This window comes from Escherichia sp. AM3 (genome assembly GCF_032029835.1).
GTDB lineage: Bacteria > Pseudomonadota > Gammaproteobacteria > Enterobacterales > Enterobacteriaceae > Escherichia > Escherichia coli.
Map to the genome: position 1 here is coordinate 1 of NZ_JAVUPQ010001149.1, position 252 is coordinate 252.

The following is a 252-nucleotide window of genomic DNA, read 5'->3' on the forward strand; positions in this document are numbered from 1 at the left end:
GATCAGCTGTTTGCCATTGCCGATATCCAGCGTGTCGCCGGTTTTCACGGTGTGGAAGTTCCACTCCGGATGGTGGTGGTGGCCGTTGATGGAGTCAATGGCGTTGGTGGTGCAGTAGATCGGGGTATCCGGAATGTGGGACATCAGCTCGGTCAGCGCCCCGGCATGATCCTCTTCCGCGTGGTTGATGATAATGTAGTCGATGTCATTCAGATCGATTTCGCTGCGCAGGTTCTGCACGAACTCGCGGCT

1 protein-coding gene is annotated in these 252 nt (G+C 56.3%); it reads right to left on the reverse strand.

The features are described from left to right. The coding region (locus tag RTW80_RS30095) for an MBL fold metallo-hydrolase (protein ID WP_312721840.1) at positions 1 to 252 on the reverse strand (252 nt) is incomplete at both ends.